The sequence below is a fragment of the Kribbella antibiotica genome, from assembly GCF_004349055.1.
GTDB classification, from domain to species: Bacteria; Actinomycetota; Actinomycetes; order Propionibacteriales; family Kribbellaceae; genus Kribbella; species Kribbella antibiotica.
Genome location: NZ_SMKX01000118.1, coordinates 1 through 20,940, shown reverse-complemented (window position 1 = coordinate 20,940; position 20,940 = coordinate 1). Strand labels below are relative to the sequence as shown.

22 protein-coding genes are annotated in these 20,940 nt (G+C 66.8%); 4 read left to right on the top strand and 18 right to left on the bottom strand.

The features are described from left to right. Window positions 1–20: 20 nt before the first annotated feature. The 8 genes from E1263_RS42915 to E1263_RS30520 are packed head-to-tail and all read right to left on the bottom strand — an operon-like array spanning window position 21 to window position 7,416. On the bottom strand, window positions 21–671 hold the full coding sequence (locus E1263_RS42915) for a hypothetical protein (protein ID WP_165956797.1): 651 nt from the start codon (window positions 669–671) through the stop codon (window positions 21–23). Beyond that, complete coding sequence (locus E1263_RS30550) at window positions 671–1,627, bottom strand: hypothetical protein (RefSeq protein ID WP_132173639.1); 957 nt, start codon at window positions 1,625–1,627, stop codon at window positions 671–673. Before E1263_RS30550 ends, E1263_RS42915 begins: the two co-directional genes overlap by 1 nt. Then, on the bottom strand, window positions 1,627–2,010 hold the full coding sequence (locus tag E1263_RS30545) for a hypothetical protein (RefSeq protein ID WP_202869131.1): 384 nt from the start codon (window positions 2,008–2,010) through the stop codon (window positions 1,627–1,629). The genes E1263_RS30550 and E1263_RS30545 overlap by 1 nt, the downstream gene beginning before the upstream one ends. A gap of 2 nt (window positions 2,011–2,012) precedes the next feature. Continuing rightward, window positions 2,013–3,941 carry a hypothetical protein gene (locus tag E1263_RS30540; protein WP_132173635.1) on the bottom strand — a complete coding sequence of 643 codons (1,929 nt, stop codon included), beginning with the start codon at window positions 3,939–3,941 and terminating at the stop codon, window positions 2,013–2,015. After that, window positions 3,938–4,423 carry a hypothetical protein gene (locus E1263_RS30535; protein ID WP_132173633.1) on the bottom strand — a complete coding sequence of 162 codons (486 nt, stop codon included), beginning with the start codon at window positions 4,421–4,423 and terminating at the stop codon, window positions 3,938–3,940. The genes E1263_RS30540 and E1263_RS30535 overlap by 4 nt, the downstream gene beginning before the upstream one ends. Continuing rightward, a complete protein-coding gene (locus E1263_RS30530) occupies window positions 4,420–4,929 on the bottom strand; it encodes a hypothetical protein (protein ID WP_132173631.1) in 510 nt (169 codons plus the stop codon). Before E1263_RS30530 ends, E1263_RS30535 begins: the two co-directional genes overlap by 4 nt. Continuing rightward, window positions 4,919–6,316: a type IV secretory system conjugative DNA transfer family protein gene (locus E1263_RS30525; protein WP_132173629.1), complete on the bottom strand. Its 1,398-nt coding sequence runs from the start codon at window positions 6,314–6,316 to the stop codon at window positions 4,919–4,921. The genes E1263_RS30530 and E1263_RS30525 overlap by 11 nt, the downstream gene beginning before the upstream one ends. Further along, window positions 6,316–7,416 (bottom strand): M48 family metalloprotease, encoded by a 1,101-nt coding sequence (locus E1263_RS30520; RefSeq protein ID WP_165956796.1) that lies wholly within the window; start codon window positions 7,414–7,416, stop codon window positions 6,316–6,318. The genes E1263_RS30525 and E1263_RS30520 overlap by 1 nt, the downstream gene beginning before the upstream one ends. Before the next feature lie 61 nt (window positions 7,417–7,477). Between E1263_RS30520 and E1263_RS44145 the strand changes: the two genes are divergently transcribed. Further along, window positions 7,478–7,612 (top strand): hypothetical protein, encoded by a 135-nt coding sequence (locus E1263_RS44145; RefSeq protein ID WP_272949709.1) that lies wholly within the window; start codon window positions 7,478–7,480, stop codon window positions 7,610–7,612. Window positions 7,613–7,812: 200 nt separating this feature from the next. Here the strand turns inward: E1263_RS44145 and E1263_RS30515 are convergent, their stop codons facing one another. Beyond that, on the bottom strand, window positions 7,813–8,679 hold the full coding sequence (locus tag E1263_RS30515; RefSeq protein WP_132173625.1) for an aldo/keto reductase: 867 nt from the start codon (window positions 8,677–8,679) through the stop codon (window positions 7,813–7,815). Between the two features lie 69 nt (window positions 8,680–8,748). Then, window positions 8,749–9,609 (bottom strand): helix-turn-helix transcriptional regulator, encoded by an 861-nt coding sequence (locus E1263_RS30510; protein ID WP_132173623.1) that lies wholly within the window; start codon window positions 9,607–9,609, stop codon window positions 8,749–8,751. An 86-nt stretch (window positions 9,610–9,695) separates the two neighbouring features. Between E1263_RS30510 and E1263_RS30505 the strand changes: the two genes are divergently transcribed. Further along, on the top strand, window positions 9,696–10,442 hold the full coding sequence (locus tag E1263_RS30505) for an SDR family NAD(P)-dependent oxidoreductase (RefSeq protein ID WP_132173621.1): 747 nt from the start codon (window positions 9,696–9,698) through the stop codon (window positions 10,440–10,442). On the opposite strand, the gene E1263_RS30500 is transcribed toward E1263_RS30505, so the two are convergent. After that, entirely contained in the window at window positions 10,439–12,019 is a 1,581-nt protein-coding gene (locus E1263_RS30500; protein ID WP_132173619.1) for an alkaline phosphatase D family protein, read from the bottom strand. The genes E1263_RS30505 and E1263_RS30500 overlap by 4 nt on opposite strands. Window positions 12,020–12,141: 122 nt before the next feature. On the opposite strand from E1263_RS30500, the gene E1263_RS30495 reads away from it, so the two are divergent. Continuing rightward, window positions 12,142–12,612: a GNAT family N-acetyltransferase gene (locus E1263_RS30495; protein WP_132173617.1), complete on the top strand. Its 471-nt coding sequence runs from the start codon at window positions 12,142–12,144 to the stop codon at window positions 12,610–12,612. Further along, window positions 12,609–13,214 carry a DUF6461 domain-containing protein gene (locus E1263_RS30490; protein WP_132173615.1) on the top strand — a complete coding sequence of 202 codons (606 nt, stop codon included), beginning with the start codon at window positions 12,609–12,611 and terminating at the stop codon, window positions 13,212–13,214. The genes E1263_RS30495 and E1263_RS30490 overlap by 4 nt, the downstream gene beginning before the upstream one ends. Here the strand turns inward: E1263_RS30490 and E1263_RS43390 are convergent. The 7 genes from E1263_RS43390 to E1263_RS30455 are packed head-to-tail and all read right to left on the bottom strand — an operon-like array spanning window position 13,211 to window position 20,810. Beyond that, complete coding sequence (locus tag E1263_RS43390) at window positions 13,211–14,308, bottom strand: hypothetical protein (protein ID WP_202869130.1); 1,098 nt, start codon at window positions 14,306–14,308, stop codon at window positions 13,211–13,213. The two genes, E1263_RS30490 and E1263_RS43390, sit on opposite strands and share 4 nt — an antisense overlap. Next, a complete protein-coding gene (locus E1263_RS30480; RefSeq protein WP_132173613.1) occupies window positions 14,305–15,378 on the bottom strand; it encodes a hypothetical protein in 1,074 nt (357 codons plus the stop codon). Before E1263_RS30480 ends, E1263_RS43390 begins: the two co-directional genes overlap by 4 nt. A 58-nt stretch (window positions 15,379–15,436) precedes the next feature. Next, window positions 15,437–16,873 carry a diguanylate cyclase domain-containing protein gene (locus E1263_RS30475; RefSeq protein ID WP_238161668.1) on the bottom strand — a complete coding sequence of 479 codons (1,437 nt, stop codon included), beginning with the start codon at window positions 16,871–16,873 and terminating at the stop codon, window positions 15,437–15,439. A 57-nt stretch (window positions 16,874–16,930) separates the two neighbouring features. Next, a complete protein-coding gene (locus E1263_RS30470; RefSeq protein ID WP_132173611.1) occupies window positions 16,931–17,671 on the bottom strand; it encodes a sugar phosphate isomerase/epimerase family protein in 741 nt (246 codons plus the stop codon). An 18-nt stretch (window positions 17,672–17,689) separates the two neighbouring features. Further along, window positions 17,690–18,505, bottom strand: a complete 816-nt coding sequence (locus E1263_RS30465; RefSeq protein WP_132173609.1) for a sugar phosphate isomerase/epimerase family protein — start codon at window positions 18,503–18,505, stop codon at window positions 17,690–17,692. Then, window positions 18,502–19,650 (bottom strand): dihydrodipicolinate synthase family protein, encoded by a 1,149-nt coding sequence (locus E1263_RS30460; protein WP_132173607.1) that lies wholly within the window; start codon window positions 19,648–19,650, stop codon window positions 18,502–18,504. The genes E1263_RS30465 and E1263_RS30460 overlap by 4 nt, the downstream gene beginning before the upstream one ends. Next, on the bottom strand, window positions 19,650–20,810 hold the full coding sequence (locus E1263_RS30455) for a Gfo/Idh/MocA family protein (protein WP_132173605.1): 1,161 nt from the start codon (window positions 20,808–20,810) through the stop codon (window positions 19,650–19,652). The genes E1263_RS30460 and E1263_RS30455 overlap by 1 nt, the downstream gene beginning before the upstream one ends. Window positions 20,811–20,940: the final 130 nt, after the last annotated feature.

Genomic DNA, 20,940 nt, shown 5'->3' with positions numbered 1-20,940 from the left:
TCACTGGTTCAGTCCCGGTCTCACGGCTGGGCCGCATCGTAGGCGGTGGTGTAGATCTCCTTCATGGCCGGCCAGTTCGAGGCCAGCGCGGAGGCGTAGAGCACATAGTCGTTCTGTCCGGCGCGCCAGTAGACCGACTCCACATGCTTGCGGCCATCGGGGGTGTCGAACTCGAAGCTCCACGTCACTGCCTCGTGCTCACGCCACGTTTGCGGCTGCAGAGTGATCAGCTTGTAGCCCAAGTACTGCGTGCTGAAGTTCCGCTCGGCATTGCGCATCACGTCGATCAACGGCTGGCTCGGCGACTGCGAACCGCCGTACCGCAGGAAACTGGTCGGCTGCGCTGGATCCGTCGCCTGGGTGTCGGTCTTGCCGTCGCGGACCTTCGCCTGCCAGTTGCTCGGAATCCTGGTGACGACTCCGCCCGGTCCGGACACGTCCTTGAACCCTGCAGGCGTGGTCGCCGGTGTGCTCGACGGCGGCTCGCTGGGGGTTGTCGGGATCGACGACGTCGAGGCAGCCGGCGTACTCGGCAACGGCTCCGGTACGGCGGCATCCGCCGTACCGGAGGGTGAGCGGATCAGGAGCAGACTCGTGCCGATCAGCGCGCACACCACCAGATTGGCGGCGAACGCAATGACCGCGATCTTGCGGGACGTCGGTTGGCTCATCACGACTCCGGCTGGAACTTCAGCTTGCCCTGCTCGACGATGAGCAACCCCGCCACCGTGAACGACGGCTGATCGTTGACCGGATAGCCGCCGTACCCGGTGCCGGTGACGGTTGCCTTGCCGCTGCTCTTCGTCTCGACAACCACCGCGCCGTCGTCACCGATGCGCAGCTCGAGCGTCGGGTAGGTGTCGATCTTCCAGACCGGCTTGGTGATCGAGGACGTGAACGGGCAGGTCTCCACGTTCTTGGTCACGCAACCGTTCAGGTACTCCTTGACCTGGGCCTCCGCTGCGGATTGGGCAGTGGCTTTGATCCTCGGCTCCAAGGTCACCTCGTTCTCCCCGAAACCGGCGTCGACCGTGATCGGAGTGCTCTCCAGCAGTTGGTTCTCCGCGACACTCACGACGTACCGGCCGGGAAAGACCTGGAGCAGGCGCGACTCCTTGGCATCCTCCGGCAGCGGTTTCCCATTGACCTGTACGTCGACCGGGGCCGCCGCACTGATCTGGATCGACGGCCGGTCGCCGTTGATACCCCAGCCGCGGAAGAGACCGAGCGTCAATTTCTCCTTGTGGTGCAGGGGAATCTCGCCACTGACCTGCTTGTCGCCGATGAAGAAGCTGACCTTCGCGGTCTTGGCATCGTCGCCCTCGACCTTGTCGACCTTCAGCTTGGTGGGTGGGACGTACTGCTCCGACTTCAGGATGTCGCTGATCGACGTGTTGCTGTCCTTGATATACGACGCGGCCTTCGTGGCATCGCGATCCTCAAGTGCGCCGAAGTATCCCTCGACCGCGGCCTCGGGCGTCAGCCAAACCCGTTGCACCACGTAAGTCGCGGCACACAGCACCACAACTCCCGCTGCCACCAACGCGATGACGGTCTTCGCCCGCGGCGACGGTCGCCACGGCTCGACGAACGGACTCACCGGTGGACTGCTCTGCGTCTGCACCATCATGCCTCCTCAGTACGACGTGCCTGGGCGAGGAACTCGTCGCGCTTCGCCAACCGGGCCGCCATGATCTGCCCGTGGTGCGCCACCGGCGGCTCATGCCGGCACGTAGCCAACTCCCGCCACGCCGCCGCCGACCGCCGTACCTCGTGATGCCACCGCACCCCGTCGATCGGATTCACGGCCGCCGACATCACCCACCGATGCCAGTACCAGTACATCGTCAACTCGACCCGAAGCCCCTCATGCACAGGCCAGCAAGGCGGCAGCAAAACCCAAGGCGCATAGGCCTCCTCAAGCCAAGCAACCCAACCCGCAAGCTCATCCCAGGACTTCTCCCGAACCGCTGCGTCCTTCTCATCCCAAACCCAGGGCGGCGTAGCCACGCTCACTCCCTCCCCATGTCATCACCAGCAGAACTGTCGTCAGCCGAGTAACCCGACTCCGAATACCCCTCGTCCCCACCAGAACTCTCCATCGAGTCCGCCACCCGAGCATCATCCGCAGCCGCCTGCTCCTCATACCCACCCGCAGCCTCGCCCGCCTCACCTTGACCACCCTCAGCTTGTGTCTCAGCGCCAGCCTCGGCTTGTGTCTCAGTGCCAGCTTCGGCCTGCGTCTCGGCGCCGGCATCAGGTTGTGTCTCGGTGCCGGCGTCAGGCTGCGTCTCAGTGCCGGCCTCGGGTTGAGTCTCGGCTCCAGTCTCGGCCTGCTGCTCCGGCCCAGCCTCCGGCTGTTGCTCCGCCCCCGGATCAGCCTGACCCTCCGACTCAGCCGCCGTACCCTCGTCAGCCTTCTCCTCGACACGATCCGTGCCCTGCTCATCCCCACGCCCCGAATCGGCGCCGGCCTGAGCTTCCTCGTTCCCAGCCTCAGTTTCGTCCTGCCGAGTCTGCTCTTCCTGCTGCTGCTCGACGGTCTCCTGATTCTGCTGCGCGTCGCCCTGAGCCTCGTCCTGCTGATTCTGCTGTTCGGTCCCGTCGTCGGCTTGAGCTTGTTCCTCCTCGCGCCGAGCAGCGTCGTCCCCAGCCTCGGTTTCCTCCTGCTGGTTCTCGCGCTGCTGGTCGGCCCGGGTCTGCTCGTCCTCCTGGGTCGTACCGGCTTCGTCCTGCTGTTGTTCGGTTTCGTCGGCTTTGGCCTGAGCGTTCTCATCTTCTCGACGCTGCGCCGCGTCGTCCCCAGCCGCGGTGTCGTCCTGCTGCTTCTCCTCCGACTTGGCCCGCGCGACTTCCTCAGCCCGAGCCTGCTCATCGGCGCCCTGCTCAGGATCGTTCAGACCGGGCTGATCAACGTCGTCCCCGCCGCGATCGCCGCCGCGTCCTCCCGATGGATCCGCAACGTCACCCTGTTCGTCCCCACGGTCCGTGGCGTCGGGAACTCCAGTCCCAGGATCCGCACCGGCCACCGCGTCGTCCGCGTCACCAGAGTCATCCCGCCCGAGATCACTCCCGTCCTCAACCTCCCCAGCACCAGGATCCCGTCCCGGTTCTTCAGATCGATCATCTCCTCGATCACGAAGTCGATCCCGCTCGCGTTCACGTTCCTCGCGCTCCTGTTCCTCGCGCTCGCGGTCCGCCTGTTCCCGTAGCCGGGCGGCGTCGGCCTTCAGCGCTTCCAGCGCTTCGATCTTGTCGTTGACCTGCTGTCGGACTTCCTCGGTCGGCTGGCGCGGTGGCTCCTCCGGCTCGTCCAGTGCAGGGATGACGTTGTCGTGTCCCGGCGGTTCTTCGACGTCCACGTAGCGCTCGGCCTGCATGTACTGCACGGCTCGCTCCTGCGGTTCGTCGAGGTCGCCGCCGCGGCCGATCTCGTACAGCAGGTGGTTGTGCTCTTTGGCCGCCCAGCTTCCCGGCGTGTGGATCTGCAGCTCGAACTTGTGTCCGTCCGGCGTACTCCAGGTGGTGTTGAAGCCCTTGTAGTCCGGCTGCTTCCACAGGTTCTTCTTGTCTTCCGGCCGGAACCCTTGAGCCTCGAGACCGTCGAAGGTCGCCTGCGCACCGTCGGCGTACCGGTCGGCCGGGAACGTCATCGTGTAGCGGTTGAAGTCGTAGGTGAACCGGGCGATCTTGGTGTCGTCCTTCGCGAGCCCCTTGCGGGCGATCTTGCTCCGGGCCGAGTCGAGACTCTTCAACGAGTACTTCTGGCCGACCAGCTCACCACCGAGCTCGGTGAGTCCTCCGGCCAAACCCGACATCACCACATCGAGGTCGTGCTGGCGACCTTTCGCCTCCGCGAGAGCCTTCTCGACTGCGCGGTTCTGCGGCCCGGACAGCTCCAGGCCTTCCTCGTGGGCGACGCCGTACCACGGTGAGCTCACAGCTCCGTGGCCCCCGTGATACCGCGTGTCTGCTGGATCAGCTGCTCGGCCGCTGCCTGGTCGATGGCAACGAGGTCAGGGCGGTCTGCCGGAGATCCAAGGGTGAATTCGCGGATGACCGGCGTGCGGACCCATTCGTTGTCTTGCCCGAACACCTCGTCCAGGATTTTCTCGGGGCTGCTGCGCCGCCGGTAGACCTGGTTCTCTCTCGTGGGCTCGGCTTCGTCGTTGGGGATCTGGTACGACCAGTAGCGGACGAGGCGTTGCCGGTCGGACTCCAGGGCTTGGGCCTCGTCCGCAGTGATTGCGACGAAGGTCCCGTCCGGGCGGGCTCTGAATTCCTTAGCGCCCGCGTGCCATTCCCAGTCGAGCAACGACAGGTACTCAGGCTCGGCGCCACCCGTACGCCACAGCGCGCTCGGGGAGGATACTTTCTGGTTCGGCCAAACCTCTGCAAGGTACTCGTAGTCGTCGGTGGTCATGCGGTGGATCCCTTCTGATGGAGGTCGGTGGCGCCGCTGATTCCGCGGGTCTCCTGGATCAGCCGCTCGGCCGTGTTTCGATCGATCGGCTCCAGGTCGGGCACGTCGTGCGGTCCACCTACCCGGAATCTTTTGATGGTGTCTGTCGGAGCCCAGATGTTGGCGCGGCCGAATCCCTCTTCGACCAGGCGCTCGGGGCTGCGGAGCAGCCGATACACCAGGATGTCCTCGTAGAGATCGCCCTTTGCTGGGCTGAGGCGTTCTACCCAGTACTTCGCGAACCGCTGGCGATCGGCGAGCAGTAGCTCTGCCTGTTCGGTCGAGATCACCACCCGGAGGTCCGGGTGCGGCAGCAGGACGTCGCCCTGTGGATGCCAAGCCCAGTCCACCATCGACAGGTACTCGAAGGCGTTGCCGCGGTGCCGCCATAGACCGCTGGGGCGGTCTGCTGACTCGCCGCCTGCCGCGAAGACTCTGGCCAGGTACTCGTAGTTGTCAGCGGTCATGGGTGAAGCCTTTGAGGTTTGCGAATTCTGGGATGGCGCCGGCGGGGCGGGACTCTACTTGGAAGGGTGGGTCGCTGCGCCAGAAGAGCCAGGCGTGGAACGGGGGGAGCATTTGGATGGCGTTGATGGGGAGGGCGGGGCGGTAGATGGTGCCGATGGTGGTGTTCTGGGTGTTGGGGTTGCCGCCTACGCCGGTGGGGCCGGTGCCGAAGCCGGTGCTGGGCGGGGCGCCTTGGGGGCCTAGTTGGGTGCTGGTGTTGGACTGGCGTTCTTCGCCGGCCCAGGAGGAGATGTTGTGCAGGTCTTCGCCGTTGGACATGCCGCCGAAGATGAGTTTGGCGGTGGTGGCGGCGAGGATGGCGGCCTGCTGTTCTACGCCGTACCGATTCCTCAACTGGGCAAGGGATTGGGTGGCCCAGAGGGTGATGATGCCGCGGCCGCCGCCTTCGCTCACGAGCGAGGGGAGGCTCTGTAGCGGGGCGATGTTGGCGATCTCGTCGAGAGCCAGCAGCAGTGGCGGGTCGAGCCGGCCACCGCGAGCAGCAGCCAACTCGGACGCGCGTTGCGCGATGCTGTCGACGAGGCCGGCCATCAGCGGGGCGATCGCCTGCTGCTGGTGGGAGGGACCGATGATGAACAGCGACGACCGGCTCTCGAGGAACTGGTCGATGTCCAGGTCGTTCTGCGAACACGACGCGAGGACGGTCGGCTCGGACGTTGCTTCCAACGTATTGCGGGCGACCGAGTAGAAGCTGCCGCGTTCCCGGTCGCCGAGAAGCTTGACCGCGTCCAGATCGTCGGCCCACATGGCCCCGGGGCTCGAGGACAGTCGCAGAATCGCCGTTGGGTCGCGGGTCTCCTGCGCTGTGAGCCAACGCCGTACGACGGAGATCGGCAAACCCTCCAACGCCGCTGCATGGAAGTACGCGCGCAGGATCGCCGCGGCGCCGCCGCGCCAGTGGTCCCCGTCCGAAACACCCTGCCCTGCAACGGCTGTCATCGCCGCGACCCGGCGATAGCAGACTGACGGATTCTCGCAGTCAGCCAACGGCGACCACCGCATCGACAGCTCCGGGAACTCGCTGCCGAAGGGGTCATAGACACGAACAGAACCCCCGTACGGTGCTGCGAGCGCTCGCCGGCGGTCTCCGGTGAATCCGAGGATGTCGCCGCGGGTCGACGTACAGACGACTGGTCCCTCCCACCACATCACCGACGGGATGATCAGGCCGGAGGTCTTGCCGTAGCGCGGTGGGCCGACGATGCCGACCGAGTCTTCGGGTGCGCTCCAGCAGCGCTTGTAGCCGCCGTGCGCGTCCCAACCGAGGAACACCTGACGGCGTGGCTCGAGACCGAACGGCGGGATCGGCGGCCAGGAAGCGTTCATCAGTCCCTCGCCAGCGACCCGGTGATGATGACCGGTGTCGGCTCGGTGGGGCCGCCGGCATCAGGCAACGGGTACGCGATGCCTGGCTCCTCGACGCGCTCGAGCCGCAGCTCGTTGGGCGGGTGAGTGCCCAGGATGGCCAGGTCCCATCCGCTGCTCGCGCCGTCGAAAGACTCGCGGAACTTGATGAGGACCTGGCGGATGCCGTCCCGGTGACCGGCGAACACCGCTCCCTGGTCGGCCCGGTACTCCGCGGCGCGCGAGCCGGCGGCCTGGAGCGGCATCAGGACGTAGCGGATGCTGACCAGGATCGGCCAGGTCATGAGCATGATGACGAACGCGATGGTGCCACGGGTCATCTGGAGCAGCCAGGCACAGGCCGTGTACGCCAAGTAGAGGGGAAGCGCCACACCGCGGATGAACATGTTCGAGATCGAGTCCGCGTTGCGCCAGTGCGTCAGTTCGTGGCAGAGCACGCCGGCCAATGGCTCTCGTTCGTACTCGAAGTGCTCGAGGAACCCGCGGTTCACGATGATGTGCCGCGCCCCGGCGGCGGCGTTCGGGCCCCGGTCGTCGGACATCAGGAGTCGTGGCAGCGAGGTGAGGCCCATCCGGCGGGCGCAGTCCTCCAGGACCGGCTCGATCAGCTCGCGCTCCCGGCGGCTGGGCTGCCGCGCTCCGTAGAGCCGGAAGATCCAGCTCTCGGCGGCGATGTGGTACATCGTGTAGAGGAAGCCGCACAGCGCGGCGACGAGGAGCTGGCCGAGGAAGCGTCCGACGCCCTCGATCGGGCTCGCCGCGGCGATGAAGATCCAGGGGAGCAGGAAGCCCACCAGGAAGCCGCCGATGGCACCGGCCGCGATACCCACCAGCATGCCGATGATGCCGCCTCCCTGGAGGAGGGCACTGCCGAGCAGGCTGTTGAGGAGCGGGATGTTGTCGGCCAGCGAGCTCGCCTGCTCGTGGCCGGCAAACGCACCGCCGACGTACCCGGTGATGCCACCGGCCACCATGCCGATGCCACCGAGAAGGACGCCGGCCGGCAGGTTGAACCAGGTGGTGAGCAGCGCGGCAATCAGACCGCGGGGGTTGCGGAGCATGCCGGTGACCAGCCAGGAGAACGTGCTCTGGTAGCCGGGCGGCCGGGTGAAGAGCTGCCTGATGTTAGTCCCGAGCGATCTGCGCGGTGCCGGGCCCGGCACCTGCGACGTGCTGGCAGGCGCCGGCCACGATGCCGGTGAGGTCGTCGGCGGGCCCGGGGTCTCCACGAACGGCGCGAGCGTCGGCGGTGGATAGGCAGGCTTTGCGGACCCGGCTCCGCAATGTGGACAGCTTTGGCTGGCCGGGTCTCGCTGATTCCCGCAGCGGACGCAGATCCCCACTTGATCCTCCCGAGAAGTCGACCGTCCGAGCCTAGTGGTCGCAGCGGGTGACAGGAGGGGTGCTGTGGGGATCTGTGGACAACATTGCCACTTGTTGCAATGGCGGCAGATTTGTCAGGCGGCGTCGAGGGTTGCGACCTGGTCCGGAGTCAGGGTGAGGTCGATGGCGGAGTAGGAGTCGCGGATGGTTTCTGGGCGGCTGGAGCCGGGGATGGGGATGACGACCGGGGACTTGGCGAGCATCCAGGCGAGGGTGAGTTTCTGGGGGCTGACGCCGAGTTCGGCGGCGAGGGTGTGGAAGGCGGGGTGCTTGTCGCCGAGGCCGCCGGCGTTGGAGATGCCGCCGAGCGGGGACCAGGGCAGGAAGGCGATGCCGAGTTCGTCGCAGAGGTCGAGTTCGGGCTCGCTGGAGCGGAACGCGGGCGAGAACTGGTTCTGGACCGAGACCAGGCGGCCGCCGAGGATGTCGTTGGCCTGGCGGATCTGGTTGGGGTTGGCGTTCGAGATGCCGGCCTGGCGGATCTTGCCGGCGTCGAGCAGGTCGCGGATCGCGCCGACGGAGTCCTCGTACGGCGTCTTCGGGTCGGGCCGGTGGAACTGGTAGAGGCCGATCGCCTCGACGCCGAGCCGCTTCAGCGATCCCTCGACCGCCTGCTTCAGGTATTCGGGGGAGCCGTTCAGCGTCCAGCTGCCGTCGCCGGGGCGCAGATGCCCGCCCTTGGTGGCAACGACGACGTTGGAAGTGTCACCCCCGTACGACGCCAGTGCCTTGGCGATCAGGGTTTCGTTGTGACCGACGTCGGTCGCGGTCAGGTGGTACGCGTCGGCGGTGTCGATCAGGGTGATTCCGGCGTCGAGGGCAGCGTGGATCGTCGCGATCGACCGGGCCTCGTCGGGACGGCCCTCGATCGACATCGGCATCGCGCCGAGGCCGATCGGGCTGACCTGGACATCACCGATCGTGCGGGGAGAGTTCGTCATACCTTCCAAGTTCCCGCATGTGAACCTTTAACTCCAACAGCAATGTGTGGAGGGATTAACCAGTCGCAGTCATGAATCACCGGGAGTGGTTGGGCTGAGCTCCTGCGTGCCGATCACCGACAGCAACCGCAGTGCCTCCTCCGACGGCGATCCCGGGGTCGCCGTGTACAGGACGAGTTGCTGGTCGCGGTCGGGGATCGCGAGGGAGTCACAGTTGACGGTGATCGGTCCGACCAGCGGGTGGTCGAAGGACTTGCAGAGCGCGGGCTCGGCGGCCACATCGTGCGCCTGCCACAGCGCGACGAACCGTGGGCTGCCGGCCAGCAGGTCGGCGATCAGCTCCCGCACCTCCGGGTCATCCGGATACCGCGCGGCCGTCGTTCGCAGAACATTGGTGGCGTGCCGGGCGAACTGGTCGCCGCTGGATGCCCTGAAGACCTTGCCGTCCGGAGAGCCCGGGCCGAGGAACACTCGGCGCAGCAGGTTTCGGTCCGGCCGGGAGAGTTGTGAGAAATCCTCGAGCAACGCCGCGGCGAGGGGGTTCCAGGCGATCACCTCGTACGTCGCCGAGAGCACCATCGCGACCGTGGTGGGCAGCCGCTCGATCAGGTCGAGGATGCTTTGCCGCACTACCCGCGACGGTCCGGGCGGGCTCACCGGTACGCCGGCCAACTGGTACAGGTAGTTGCGTTCGGCATCGGACATGCGGAGTGCCCGTGCGAGCCCAGCCAGCACCTCGCCGGACGGGTGTGGCGCCCGGGCTTGCTCGAGCCGGGAGTAATACTCGGTCGAGATGTAGGCGAGCTGCGCGACCTCTTCGCGCCGAAGTCCCGGCGTACGGCGTCGTCGCCCGGCGGGAAGCCCGGCTTCGGCCGGGGTGATCCGTTCCCGTCGGCTGCGCAGGAACGCCGCCAGTTCCGCCTTGTCCATACCGTCCAGTGTGCCCGGATCGCTGCGCGTAACCAGGTACTGATGGTTCCTGGTTACCGTGTTCGCCGCCGCGCACGGTGGGTGGCATGGACAAATTGCTTGCAGGGAAGGTCATTCTCGTCACCGGAGCCGGTCGCGGGATCGGTGCTGCCGCAGCTCGGCTGTTCGCGGCCGAGGGTGCCAAGGTGATGCTCGCCGCTCGCACCGAGGAGCAGTTGGCGCTTGTTGCGAAGGAGATCGACGGCGAGTACGTCGTCTGTGACCTGGCGGATCCGGATTCCGTGACAGCGGCGGTGGAGCGGACAGTGTCGACGTACGGGCGGTTGGACGGTGCATTCAACAACGGCGCCACCGGTCAGGAGCCCGGGCCGATGGACGGTCTGCCGATCGACGCGCTGGATCAGCAGTACGCCGTCAACTTCCGCGGACTGTGGGTCGCGATGGCCGCCGAGGTTGCGGCGATCCGCGCCGGCGCGGGGCACGGCAGCATCGTGAACACGTCGAGTGTCGGCAGTCTCGGGGCCAACCCGCAGCTTCCGGGGTACGGCGCGATGAAGCGGGCCGGGAACAGCCTGACCGAGTCGGCCGCCAAGACGTACGGTCCGGAAGGGATCCGGGTCAACGCGATCGCACCGGGCGCGACCCTGACGGAGATGCTGCAGGACTGGGACACGGCGCAGCCCGGGACCATCGACTTCATCGTTGGGCAGGTCCCGTTGCAGCGGGCAGCGCAGCCGGCCGAGGTGGCCGAGGCCGCCGCCTGGTTGCTCAGCGACCGGTCGTCGTACGTGACCGGTGTTGTGCTTTCCGTGGACGGCGGCCTGTCTGTTTAGGCCTCGTGGACGTGGGGGTTGCGGTCCTCGACCACGTACGTCGCGCGGGTGCTGATCGTGGCGTCTGGCTTCTGCACGAACGGGAGCACGCGGAAGTCGGAGCGCCACTGCTTCTGGTCGACCGTGACCCGGACGTAGCCGCGCTGGCTGTTGAAGAACTTGAGGTGGGCGTTGGCGGCCAGGAACTGCTGGCCCTGGGCGGTCATGTCGGCGCCATCACCGCCGCTGGTGATCGACGTACCGACGAACTCGGTGCCGACGGATGCCGACTCCGGGGCGTCGTAGTCGCGCTTGAGCTCGAGGGCGTAGTTCTGGTGCCGGTCGCCGGTGATGACGACCAGGTTCCGTACGCCGCTGTCCTGCGCCGCACCGAGGACCTTGTTGCGCTCGGCAACATATCCGTCCCAGGGGTCGGTCCAGACATGGGTTTCCGGGCCGGGGGTCCAGTCGGTCTGGCCCATCGGGGTCTGGTTGCCGATCACCTGCCATCGCGCGCGGGACCGTTTGAAACCGTCGAGCAGCCAAGCGCGCTGCTTGCCGCCGAGCATCGTGTTGTCCGGGTTGTAGCGGTCGGTGCAGGTGGACGAGTCGGTGTCGCCGCAGACCTGGTCGGAGCGGTACTGCCGGGTGTCGAGGATGGTGAAGTCGGCCAACCGCCCGTACGGAAGGCGGCGGTGGTAGCGGATGTCGGGCCCGGCCGGCATCTGCTCGTGGCGCAACGGCATGTTCTCGTAGAGCGCCTGGAAGGCCTGCGCGCGGCGGGCGCGGAAGACCGCGCGGTCCTGGTCGGGCTCGGTGTCGATCTGCGAGATGTCACCGGCCCAGTTGTTCTCGACCTCGTGATCGTCGAACGTGTGGATCCAGGGGTGCGCAGCGTGTGCAGCCTGCAGCGGTGCCTCCGACTTGTAGAGCGAGTACTGCAACCGGTACCGCGCCAGGTCGAACGTCTCGGTGTGGAATCGCGGGTCGGTGGTGACGCCCCGCTTGTTGGTCTTCACGCCCGACTCGTACATGTAGTCGCCGAGGTGCACGACCAGATCAAGGTCCTCCTGCGCCATGTGGTCGTACGCCGTGAAGTACCCGTCCTGCCAGGCATTGCACGACGCGAAGGCGAACTTGAGCTGTCGCGGTGACGCGAACGGGTGCGGCGTCGTCCGGGTGCGGCCGATCGTCGAGACCTGGTTGCCGGTGCGGAAGCGGTAGTAGTAGACGTGATCCGGGAGCAGGCCACGGACCTCAGGGTGCACCGAATGCCCGAGCTCAGGGGTCGCAACGACGCCGGCGCGGCGGACGACGTACCGGAAGCGTTCGTCGAGGGCGACCTCGTACTCGACGCGGACCGTGCGGTCCGGCATCCCGCCCTTGCCGTCGATGGCGAACGGATCAGTGGCGAGGCGGGTCCACAGCACGACACTGTCGTACTGCGGATCGCCCGAGGCAACACCGAGCGTGAACGGATTGCCGGCGGCAGCTGGCGCCGCGTACGTGGTCGAGGCATCCCAGGCGCCGGTGCCGAGCAGCACGGCGGCCGAGCCCGCGCCACCCACGGCGAGAAAGCGGCGGCGTGAAACAGTCATGAAAAATACCTCCTGGACGAGGCGGATTCAGGGGAGAAAGCGCCTTCACTGTTCTCTCGCGAGGTGTCGGAGGGCTGTCGCTGAGGTGAAATCACCGCGCCGGCGTGGTGCAGGATGGCGGCATGACCGTACGCCGTGCCGTTCTCGAAGACGTCCCTGCCATCGTCGAACTCGTCTACGCCCTGGCCGACTACGAACGAGCCCCCGACGAGTGCCACCTCACCGCCGAGCAACTCCAGACCGCCCTCTTCGGCGAAACCCCCGCCGTCTTCGCCCACGTAGCCCTCCTCGACGACCGCATCGTCGGCTGCGCCATCTGGTTCCTCAGCTACTCCACCTGGCGCGGCGTCCACGGCATCTACCTCGAAGACCTCTTCGTCCGCCCCGAAGCCCGCGGCACCGGCCTCGGCAAAGCCCTCCTCAAGGCATTGGCGGAGGAATGCGTCCACAACAACTACGAACGCCTCGAATGGTCAGTTCTCAACTGGAACACCCCCGCCATCGACTTCTACAAGGCATTAGGCGCCAACCCCCAAGACGACTGGACCGTCTACCGCCTGACGGACAACGCCCTGGCGAAGTTGGGCTCATGACGGCCCAGGACTATCTCTGGTTCGACGGCACACAACTCAGCTTTGCCTACTGCCTGACCATGGTCGAAGGTATCGATCCGACGGAGGCCCTTCGGCGCATCGACGCCATGCCCACCGAAAGCGCGGCAGGGCTCAGCGCGTTCATCACTTTCTCGGAGAAGGCTTATCCCAAGCGCTATCCCGACGGGGACGGTCGCTTTGGCATCGGCGCCACTCAACTCGATGGCTGGACACTGCTGATCGAATGGATCGGCATCCTCGGTATCAGCATGCCCGTCCTCCTCCCGTTGTCGGAGGGCACTCGTGTGGTCTCGCACTACAGCAACGTTGATGCCGAGGACTGGTTCTATTGGATGGAGGACGGCACCGTCCGCCTCCGCTTCGAACCGCTCTTCCCGTACCACCGTGAGGGCGCCGATCCGGATGGGCTCGTCGACGTCATGGAGCACGTCGGTTTCGATCTACGCAGTGGCGACGATCGCGACTACTCACTCCACACCGAAGCCACCTTTGCTCTCGCCGAGCACCTCACCGGCATCCGCGTTACGGAAGATCTGCTCGAAACGAGCACCTACCTCTGCGGCCGCGCTCCCTCCGGCTAGCCGAGCTGCGGGAACGCCTCGCGCAGCTTGGCGATCAGCTCGGCGCCGCGCCACTCGCCGTACGCGCCGATTGCCATCCAGAGCGTGGAGAGCGCGGCGGTCAGAGGTTCGTCGTACGTGCGGTGGATGACGAGAAAGGCCTGAATGGGCTTGGAGTTGCCGGCGTCCCAACCGGTGGAGGAGAAGACCGCGAACTTGCCTTCGGTGCCGAACGTTTCCGGCGGCGGCTGGATGATCTCGGACTGGTCGACGCCCTGATCCATCCGGTCGAGTGCGTCCGCGACCCAGTCCATTCGGTCCAGCTCGGCAGCGGCACACGCCTGGCGAGCGGACCACCGCGCCACGGCGATGAGCGTGGCGTCGTCTGCGCGGTCCAGGTCGTCCAGCAACGGCCGGTCGAACTTCACCAGGTGGAACGCGGTGCGTGTCCCTCGGATCCGGTCGCTCGGGAGACTCCCACCCCATGACGCCAACTGCTGCCGCCGGATCTGCTCGGCCATCCGCTCGTCTTGCTCTGCTTGTGCTGCGGCGAACTGCTCGGCGGTCAGCGGTGGCGGGGGTGGTAGGGGTGGTGGCAGGTTGCTCATGGCGTCGTGCCAGTACGTCGCGTTCGCGCTCGTCACCTTGACGACACGATCCGCAGCCGGGGCTGCCGGCCAGAACTGCAGTAGGTAGCGATCCACCACCGGCTCGTCGTCGGAGGGTGGGTTCGCTTGGTGCCCGGCATCCATTCCCCAGCCGCAGTACCGAACGCGGTAGTCCGCCTCCGCCAGTTCCAGCGGCCACCACCCGCCGTCCCCGCCCCAGGTGATCAGCATCGCCTCGCCAGCCGGCCGGTACGACGCCTCGACAATCTCTTCCCACGAATCGTCGAGCGGAGGCGCCGTGCCATGCACCTCCACCGTGAACCCGACCTCGCCCGTGTGCAGCCCGGTCACCAGGAACAACACCCCAGCACTCGCTGCTCCACACAGCCCGTTCCGCTGCCCCCGAAAGGAGTCCTCCATGACGCCTGAGAACGGCGTACTTTCCACATAGATCTGCCCATACGAAACCCACGCGCGCCCACTCATCGCCACCCGCATGATGCTCACCCCTCACCAAGCTGTGGAAAGGTCAGCCGCAGCTTCGCGATCACCTCGGTGCCGCGCCACTCGCCGTACGCGCCGATTGCCATCCAGAGCGTGGACAGCGCGGCGTCGAGTGGTTCGTCGTAGGGCGATTGGATTGCGAGTAGGGCCTGGACCAGCCTGGTCTGCCCGGAGTCCCAGCCGCCGAAGGTTGCGATCGCCAGGTTTTCGGTGCCGAAGGTGCCGGGTGGCGCTTGGATGACGTCGCGCTCGTCGACGCCCGCATCCATTCGGTCGAGGGCGTCCGCGACCCACTGCATTTGGTCCAGCTCGGCTGCGGCGCACGTCTGGCGGGCGGCCCACCGCGCGACGGCGATCAGTAGCTCGTCATCGGCTCGATCCAGGTCGTCGAGGAGCGGCCGGTCGAACTTGACCAGCTGAAAGGCGTGATAGGTCTCGCGAATTCGTTCGCTGGGGAGCGTTCCGCCCCATGATTCGAGCTCCCGCGCTCGCAGTTGGTCGGCCGCCCACTCCTCGCGGCGGGCCTGAGCTGTTGCGATTTCGTCAGGTGTTGCCGGGGGCCGCATCCGGCGGGTTCGATCGTGTGAGTCCCGGGCCATTCGGCTCGTCACTTTGATCACCTGATCCGGCTCCGGTGGTGCCGGCCAGAACTGCAGGAGATAGTGATCGATCGGCGGATCGTCCCACTCCTTCTCATCGTCGGACTCGCGCCCGGTGTCGATCGCGCGGCCGCAGTAACGAACGCGGTAGTCGGCCGGCTCGAGGCCGAGCTCCCACCAATCGCTGGAGTCGAACCCGTACACCGTGGCATCGCCCGCCGGGCGGAAAGGTGCCTCGACGATGTCTTCCCAGGTTTCGTCGATCACCGGCGCCTCGTCGCACACCTCGACGATCAAGCCAACATGTCCGGTGTGTAGTCCGGTCATCAGGCACAACGTGCCGGCGATGGCCGCTCCGCACAGTCCGTTCTGTTGCCCGCGGAACGAGTCGTCGAAGTCCGGGCGCTCATCGCCGCTCTCGACGTAGATCTGCCCGAAGGTCAAGAAAGCCCGACCATTCACTACCGTCCGCACGGTCCCCACCCCTCACCCCAGCGTTGTGACGACGATCCAAACAGAAGCCGCCGACAGTTCAGTTGCGGTGGTGTTTGGCGGCGTACATGGCTTGGTCTGCGGTGTGCAGCAGCGTGTCGAGGTCAGGAGAGCCGGGCGTGATCGGGGTGGTGCCGATCGCGGTGGTGACGGTTGTGGTGATGCCGGCCAGCGGGCGGCGGACGGCTTCTTCGAGGCGGGTGATGAGGGCGGTCAGGGCGGCGCCTTCGATGTCTTCGGCGAGGATGGCGAACTCGTCGCCGCCGAGGCGGGCGACCGTGTCGCCGTGGCGGACGGCGGTGGTGAGGCGGTCGGCGATTTCGCGGAGGGCGTGGTCGCCGGCTTCGTGGCCGTGGCCGTCGTTGATGAGTTTGAAGTGGTTGAGGTCGCAGAAGAGGAGGGCGCCGGGGCGGCCGGAGGTGCGGGTGCGGTCGAGGGCCTGGTCGAAGCGGCGTTGCAGGAGGCGGCGGTTCGGGAGGCCGGTGAGCGGGTCGTGGGCCGCGTGGTGGCGGAGTTCGCGTTCGGCGTCCTTGCGGGCGGTCACGTCGTCGATCTGGACGAGCAGGATCCTCGGTTGACCGGTGCTTTCGGCGACGATGGCCGCCGTACCGCCGAGCCAGATCTCGTTGCCGCTCGGCTGCGTGAAGATCCGCTCGAACCGGTACGGCGTTTTGCTGCGGGCGAGCCGTGCCAGTTCGCGGCGGGTTTGTTCGGGCTCCTCGTCGCGCAGGAAGTCGCTCGCGGCCGCACCGACCAGCTGCTCGGTGCCGTACCCGGTGATCTGGCAGAAGGCGTGGTTCACCCGGAGGATTCGGCCGGCCGAATCACCGTCGAGGGCGACCGTGGCCATCCCGTTCCCGGCGCCCTCGAAGACCATCCGGAAGGTCGCCTCGCTCGCCTCCAGGCGGGCCTTCTCGGCGAGCAGTTCGTCGTTCAGCCGGGCCTTGTCGATGGCGAGCCCGGCCTGGGTCGCGAAGATCTCCAGCAGTTCGCGGTGGATCGGCCCGGGGCGGCGCTCGTCCTCGGGGAGGTCGACCGACAGCATCCCGACCAGCTCGTTCTCGGACGAATACAGCGGCGCGAACAGGGCGTCGAGCGGGTGCCACGCATCGGGGCCCTTCGCAATCGGCACGTCCGGCACCCAGCCGACCACGTCGCCTTCGGGCAGCCGCTCATGCGGCACGAAACGCAGCCCGCCCCACACATCCGCGATCGCGAACTCCGCGTCGAAGATGTCGGCCGCGCTGATCGTCCCGAGCAGAGCCTCGCGGGCCTCCGGCGACCCGGAGACCGCGATGACCTCGAATTTTCCGTCCGGCTGGCGGAGGTTGAGCACGGCGATCCCGAAGCCCAGACCGTCCACCACGCCGTCGACGACCGCCTGCAGAGTCTCGGCCAGGCTGCGCCCGGCGCCCATCCGCGCGCTCACCTCGTACAACCGCCGGACTGCGGTCAGCTGCACTGTCGGCTCGATCACCTAACGAGAATAGGCCGAACTCACCAAACGTGAGCGGCTGTATCCACAGGGAGAGCGCTAAATCTCCGTCAGACCGCGGTAGCTGCGCTCGGCCGAGGCCCAGGAATCGGTCGGTTTGTCGTGCTCGACCAGGTACTGCTCGACCCCGCCCGCGGCCGCGTGCTCGAACATCGCACCGAAATCGAGCTTCCCGGCGCCGACGTCCTCCCAGGACCCGTCCTCGGCCATGTCCTTCACATGCAGCGCGGGGAACCGCCCCGGGTGCTCCTGGAACAGCTTCGCCGGGTCGTGACCGCCGTCGACGGCCCAGTACAGGTCCAGCTCGAAGCCGAGCAGTTCCGGATCGACGTCGAGCAGGATGTCGTACAACACCGTCCCGTCGACCTCGTTGAAGTCATGCCCGTGATTGTGGAACAACAGCTTCAGCCCGGCATCCCGCGCCGCCTTACCAGCCTCGGTGAACGCGGCGGCCGCCGTACGGAAGCCTTCGATCGATCGCTGCTCGACCGGGATGGACGGTACGACGACCCACTGCGCCCCAAGCGTCTGTACGTCGGCCAGTGCGCCGGCCCAGTTGTCCGCCATCCGTGCGTAGCCGACGTGCTCCAGCACGATCCGCAGCCCGGCGTCGTCCGCGAACCCGCGGATCTCGTCGGCGCTGTGGTCGTACCGCCCACTCACGCCCACCGTGCGATACCCGATGTCGGCCAGCCGCTTCAGCGTCCCCGGATAGTCCTCTGCCAGCACGTCCCGCATCGTGTACAGGTGCATGCCGATACCGTCGGCAGGGATGGTCATACTCGGGCTCCTCGTGTTTTAGACGACGTGCTCCTGATAGCGGGCGTACGCCAGGTCGAAGACCTCCTGGCCCGGCGCGTCCCACAGTTCCTGGTTGAAGATCTCGACCTCGATCGGACCGTCGTACCCGGCGTCGTCACACGCTTCCCGGAGCCGGCGGAGTTCAATCGCGCCGTCGCCCATCATTCCGCGGCCGAGCAGGTTGTCGGCGGGGAGCGGTACGGTCCAGTCACTGACCTGGTACGAGACGATGCGGTCGCCGGCGCGCGCGATCTGGCGGTAGATGTCGGCGTCCCACCACAGGTGATAGGCGTCGACGATCACGCCGACCTGGCTGGCTGGGAACTGCTCGGCCAGGTCGAGCGCCCCGGCGAGTGACGAGACGACACAGCGGTCCGACGCGAACATCGGGTGCAGCGCCTCGATGGCGAGCGTCACACCGCGCTCTTCCGCGTACGGCGCCAGCTCGGCCAGGCCGTCGCTGATCATCGCGCGGGCGCCGTCGATGTCACGGGAGCCCGGCGGCAATCCACCGCTGACGAGCACGAGGACCGGCGTACCGAGGATTGCTGCCTCGTCGATTGCGCGGCGGTTGTCGGCGATCTTCGCTTGGCGTTCGGCTGGGTCGGTCGCGGTGAAGAAACCGCCGCGGCAGAGTGAAGACACCTTGAGCCCGGCATCTTTGACCAGTTTGGCGGCGCGCTCCTCGCCGTACTCCTGGATCGGCTCCCGCCAGAGACCGATCCACTCGAGGTCGGCGTTGGCGCTGGCCTTCACCACGTCCTCGAGCGGCCAGTACTTTGTCGTTGCCTGGTTCAAGCTGTAGCGGTTCACGCGTCGACCCCGCCCACCTTGAGCAACTGCCGGAAGCGGTCGACAGCCAGCTCAGGATTGGTCAGTACGCCGGCCTGATCCGCCAACCGGAACGTGTCGGCGAGATGCGTCAGCGCGCGACCGGTCTGGAGTCCACCGACCATTGTGAAACCGGGCTGGAAGCCGTTCAGCCAAGCCAGGAAGGCGATTCCGGTCTTGTAGTAGTAGGTCGGCGCGGAGAAGATCTGGCGTGCGAGCGGGACGGTCGGCGCGAAGACCCGGTTGTAGGTGTCGAGGTCGTTGTCGTCGAGCGCTTTCAGTGCTGCCGCCGCCGCGGGTGCGATCGCCGCGAAAATACCGAGCAGCGCGTCGCTGTAGCGGTCGCCGTCACCCTGGATCAGCTCGGGATAGTTGAAGTCGTCGCCGGTGTAGAGCCGAACGCCCTCGGGGAGACGATTGCGCAGGGCAACTTCCTTGTCCGCGTCCAGCAGCGAGATCTTGATCCCGTCGACCTTCTGGATGTTGTCCTCGATCAGCCCGACGACAACATCAGTTGCCACCTCGACCGAGTCGCTACCCCAGTAACCGTCCAGCGCCGGGTCGAACATCGACCCCAGCCAGTGCAAAATCACCGGTCGCGAAGACTGGCTGAGGAGTCGGTCGTAGACCTTCCGGTAGTCGTCCGGCCCAGCGGCAGCCGCACACAACGCCCTGCTAGCCATCAGAATCGGCTGAGCTTGGACGTCCTCGGCAACCGCCAACTGCTCCTCGTACGCCGCGATCACCGAGTCGAGCGAGTGAGCGCCAGCGGGTAGTTGGTCTGTGCCGACGCCGACCGCGATCCGCCCGTCCGGTGCTTCGGCCGCAGAGCGCCGGATCAGCTCTTGGGTGGAAGCCCAGTCGAGGCCCATTCCGCGTTGCGCCGTGTCCATCGCCTCGGCGACCGACAACCCGAGCGACCACAGGTGTCGGCGGAAGCCCAGCGTGTGCTCCCAATCGATCACCGCGGGTGCGCCCGGCGAGTTGTCACCGAGCGGATCCGCGACCACATGCGCCGCGGCGAACGCCAACCGCGATTTCGCGGGAGAATAGGTGCCCTGGGCAACCGGCGTACCGGAGAGTTTGTACGTCTCCAGTCCACCGGCGTTCGGGAGCTTGAGCTCCATCACTTGGTCCCGAGGTCGAGCGCCGGCACCTCGAGCTTGCGGCCCTCGCGCCACGACTGCAGGCCGAGCTCGGCGAGCTGAACGCCCTTGACGCCCTCGACGAAGTCCCACGACCACGGCGCGTCGTCGACGATGTGCCGCAGGAACATCTCCCACTGCACCTTGAACCCGTTGTCGAACGTCTCGTTGTCCGGAACGGTCGCCCACTGGTCGCGGAAGCTCTCGGTCGCGGGGATGTCCGGGTTCCACACCGGCTTCGGCGTCGCGGAACGGTGCTGCACGCGACAGTTCCGCAGCCCGGCAACCGCCGATCCCTCGGTCCCGTCGACCTGGAACTCGACCAGCTCGTCCCGGAACACCCGGGTGGTCCACGACGAGTTCAGCTGCGCGACGATGCCGCCCTCCAGCTCGAAGACGCCGTACGCCGCGTCGTCGGCCGTGGCCGCGTATTCGTTGCCCTGCTCGTCCCAGCGGGCCGGAAGGTGCGTCGCGCCCTGGCAGTAGACCGACTTGACCTCGCCGAAGATCTGGTCGAGCACGTACCGCCAGTGGCAGAACATGTCGACGATGATCCCGCCGCCCTCTTCGGACTTGTAGTTCCACGAGGGGCGCTGCGCTTCCTGCCAGTCACCCTCGAACACCCAGTACCCGAACTCGCCGCGCACCGACAGGATCTTCCCGAAGAACCCGCCGTCCACGAGCCGCTTCAACTTCCGCAGCCCCGGCAGCGACAGCTTGTCCTGGACGACGCCGTTCTTCAGCCCCGAGTCCCGGATCAGCTTCGCCAGGTCGAGCGCAGCCTCCAGGCTGTCGGCGATCGGCTTCTCGCAGTAGATCGCCTTGCCGGCCTCGACCGCCTTGCGGACCCCCTTCTCCCGCAACTGCGTGAGCTGCGAGTCGAAGTAGATCTCCACATCCGGCTGCGCCAGCGCCTCGTCCACGTCGGTCGTCCACCGGGTCAGCCCGTACGTCTCGGCGATCCGCTTCAGCTTCAGCTCGTTCCGCCCGACCAGGATCGGGTCCGGAATGATCATCGTCCCGTCCGCAGCCTGAATCCCGCCCTGCTCCCGGATCGCCACGATCGAGCGCTCCAGGTGCTGCCGCAGCCCCATCCGGCCGGTGACGCCGTTCATGACGATCCCGATACGTCGCTCGCTCACAGTTCCCCGCGCCTCCCTCGACCCTTGGAAAGGGCTTTCCAAGGCGTGTTCCGCAACCATAGGAGAGCCGAAACCCCCAGTCAACCCGAAACGGAAAGCGATATCCGCCGCCCCTGGTTTCCTTACCCCC